This is a genomic window from Vibrio sp. V19_P1S1T109 (assembly GCF_002241375.1).
Taxonomy (GTDB): domain Bacteria; phylum Pseudomonadota; class Gammaproteobacteria; order Enterobacterales; family Vibrionaceae; genus Vibrio; species Vibrio anguillarum.
In genome coordinates this window covers 1-3,269 of the sequence record NZ_NDIM01000087.1, presented here as the reverse complement: position 1 = coordinate 3,269, position 3,269 = coordinate 1, and the positions used below count along the sequence as shown (strand labels likewise).

The 3,269-nt window shown below is 43.4% G+C and carries 3 protein-coding genes; 1 reads left to right on the top strand and 2 read right to left on the bottom strand.

The genetic code is table 11. The annotated features are described in order from the left end of the window. Positions 1-93: 93 nt before the first annotated feature. On the bottom strand, positions 94-852 hold the full coding sequence (locus B9J87_RS04010; RefSeq protein ID WP_094149419.1) for a DUF1853 family protein: 759 nt from the start codon (positions 850-852) through the stop codon (positions 94-96). A gap of 86 nt (positions 853-938) precedes the next feature. Here B9J87_RS04010 and B9J87_RS04005 point away from each other — a divergent pair, with 86 nt between their 5' ends. Further along, positions 939-1,694 (top strand): Nif3-like dinuclear metal center hexameric protein, encoded by a 756-nt coding sequence (locus B9J87_RS04005; RefSeq protein ID WP_094149417.1) that lies wholly within the window; start codon positions 939-941, stop codon positions 1,692-1,694. An 84-nt stretch (positions 1,695-1,778) separates the two neighbouring features. Here B9J87_RS04005 and B9J87_RS04000 read toward each other — a convergent pair whose 3' ends face one another. Further along, complete coding sequence (locus tag B9J87_RS04000; protein WP_094149415.1) at positions 1,779-3,068, bottom strand: citrate synthase; 1,290 nt, start codon at positions 3,066-3,068, stop codon at positions 1,779-1,781. Between the last annotated feature and the right edge of the window lie 201 nt (positions 3,069-3,269).

The window sequence follows — 3,269 nt, the reverse complement described above, 5'->3', positions numbered from 1 at the left end:
AGTCTTTGCCGACGCTGGTTTGTAAGCAAACTTATCAATTAGAATAGGCGGCCAGAAGCCGCCTGTTTTATATTTAGTCGTCTACTATCTTGGTTAAAGCTGAGGCCAACTGTCTGGAACGATGAACCAGAACTTTCCGCTGTCACTTTGGCAATGCACAAAACCATGCTCTTCATTTGCTGTGTAACGCGCGCAGTTTTTACCTTTTCCGCTAATCCATTGAGGCTTTTCCAGTAAGAATAACGCTTCATCTATTTGATGTGACTGGCTTTGATAACACCAAAAACCAGCAATTTGTGACGGGTTGAGTTTATAACCTAGGCATTCACTAGGAACAGGCTCATCGTGAAAAGGGTTTACATATAAGCGCCCTTGCATCAGTAAATGACGGCTAACGTCACGCCAAAGTGGGTAAGCCGCACTAAATTGGGCTGATTGGGAAAGGGTCAATTGGTGGTTCAGCATATGTTCAAGTTTGAGATCTAATCGATCTTGAGCATTGGGACCATACCACAGCCCTTGATGCAGCAGGTAAAACTTCACCGCGACTTCCCAATGCTCATAACGCTGACTGCGTTTATTTTTGATGATAAAATCTAGCGAACCTAGTGTACTTCCTGCCTCGTTCAGTTGAATTTCTTCAGAAACGGCGGAATAAGTGGGGTTTAGCGTAAACAATAAAGAACATAAATGCTGGTAGAGAAAGCCTAACCTAGGGTTCCCTCTATATTCTTCTTTCAATATCGGAACATTGGGTAAAAAAGGAGTACGCGCCGCGACTACACCCTCTCCTTGGAAAAGAGTAGGGGTTGTCGACACCCAGTGTGCCAGTGTGTTGAGGTCCATTGTCATTAATTGTTCTCGTCCTTATTTTTCGACATTCTAGCTTGAAATTGTTATAACCACGCTAATGATAAAACTCAATTTTGGAATGAAAGATGGATAATTTAAAACTTGAAGCTCTGCTCAATCAAAAGCTTAATCCTCAATTGATTAAAGACTATTGCCCTAATGGATTGCAAGTTGAAGGTCGCACTGAAATCAAAAAGATTGTGACGGGTGTGACGGCCTCGCAAGCGCTGATTGAACAAGCAATTGAACGAAATGCTGACGCTTTATTAGTGCATCATGGTTATTTTTGGAAAAGTGAGCCTGAGTCCATCCGTGGAATGAAAGGACACCGGATCCGAGCTTTGATACGAAGTGATATGAATTTATACGCATATCACTTGCCGTTAGACATCCATCCAGAATTAGGCAATAACAAATTGCTAGCTGATTTGTTGGGGATTCATGTTGATGGCGGATTAGAAGGGCATCCTCAGTCGGTCGCCATGTTCGGCCATTTTGAACAAGCGTTGACAGCCGATGAGCTCAGTCAACGAATCGATCAAGCTTTGCAACGACGGCCACTGCACGTAGCTCCGAGCTCAAACAGAATCATCAAAACGGTGGGTTGGTGTACTGGTGGTGGGCAAGATTACGTCGATCTAGCGGCGCAGCACGGATTAGATGCGTTCATCTCTGGTGAAATATCAGAGCGGACTACCTATTCAGCAAGAGAGCAAAATATTCATTATTTTTCTGCAGGGCACCATGCCACAGAACGTTATGGCGTTAAGGCTCTGGGAGAATGGTTAGCGAGCGAATATGGCTTTGAAGTTGAGTTTATCGATATCGATAATCCTGTCTAATGGGCTGTTTCTTTTTGTAAAGGTATCAAGTAAAAAAGAGCGAGTGTTAACTCGCTCTTTTCAATGAAGTGTTATAACTGATTACTATGCACGTTCGTGTAATGGCTTGAAATCACGCATTTTTTGGCCAGTATAAAGTTGACGAGGTCGACCAATTTTATTGTCTGGGTCACTGTGCATTTCATTCCAGTGGGCAATCCAACCGATAGTGCGAGACATTGCGAAGATAACGGTAAACATAGAGATTGGAATACCGATAGCCTTCAGAATAATGCCTGAGTAGAAATCCACGTTAGGGTAGAGTTTTTTCTCAACAAAGTATGCGTCAGAAAGCGCGATGCGCTCAAGTTCCATCGCTACATCTAACAGTGGGTCTTGAATATTCAGTTCTTTGAGCACTTCATGACAAGCCTCACGCATTACCGTCGCTCTTGGGTCGTAGTTTTTATAAACTCGGTGACCAAAACCCATCAAGCGGAATGGATCATCCTTATCTTTTGCTCTGACGACATACTCAGGAATGTTATCAACGTTGCCTATCTCCTCTAACATACGCAGACAGGCTTCGTTAGCTCCCCCATGAGCAGGCCCCCACAAAGAGGCAATACCAGCCGCAATACAGGCAAACGGGTTAGCACCAGAAGAACCAGCAAGGCGAACCGTTGAGGTTGACGCGTTTTGTTCATGATCGGCATGCAGTGTGAAAATTTTATCCATCGCGCGTGCAACCACAGGATTCACTTCATACTCTTCACACGGCGTTGCAAACATCATGTGTAGGAAGTTCTCGGCATAGCTTAAGTCATTACGCGGGTAGATAAATGGTTGGCCGACAGAATACTTGTAGCACATCGCCGCCAATGTTGGCATTTTTGAGAGTAGGCGGTAAGCCGCTATTTCTCGGTGTATATCATTATTAATATCAAGTGAATCATGGTAGAACGCGGCAAGCGCTCCAACCACACCACACATTACAGCCATTGGATGAGCGTCACGGCGGAAACCGTGGAAGAAACTTGCGATTTGCTCATGAACCATAGTGTGACGCGTCACCGTATGTTTAAACTCTTCATATTGCTTACGATTAGGGGCTTCACCGTAAAGAAGAATATAACAAACTTCCAAGTAATCAGCGTTATTGGCTAATTGATCAATAGGGAAGCCGCGGTGCAGTAACACCCCTTTTTCGCCATCGATATAAGTGATTTGAGATTCACAAGATGCAGTGGCAAGAAAACCAGGGTCAAAAGTGAAGTATCCGTTGGCTCCTAGTTTACGAACGTCGATTACTTGTGGGCCTACAGTCCCATCCATAATCGGCAGCTCGATTGGCGCTTTACCTTCAATATGAAGGGTCGCTTTCTTATCTGCCATAACAATCTCCTTTGTTTATTATTTAATCCGTCCAGGATGTTTGTGTGACATTTTTTTACGTGTGTTCTTAATTAAAGTCAATTTTTCTCGTCTGATGTGTGCACTTGTTTTGATTTTTTATACATATAAAGTTAAAAATCTGTTCTGTGTAGCAAAAATTGTTACATCAATTGTATTAGAATGTTGCGAGCCGTATAGTGG

What these genes read in the sequence shown, in the direction of transcription:
- B9J87_RS04005 (WP_094149417.1), top strand. Translation starts at nt 939, where the DNA reads ATGGATAATTTAAAACTTGAAGCTCTGCTCAATCAAAAGCTTAATCCT.
- B9J87_RS04010 (WP_094149419.1), bottom strand. Translation starts at nt 852, where the DNA reads ATGACAATGGACCTCAACACACTGGCACACTGGGTGTCGACAACCCCT.
- B9J87_RS04000 (WP_094149415.1), bottom strand. Translation starts at nt 3,068, where the DNA reads ATGGCAGATAAGAAAGCGACCCTTCATATTGAAGGTAAAGCGCCAATC.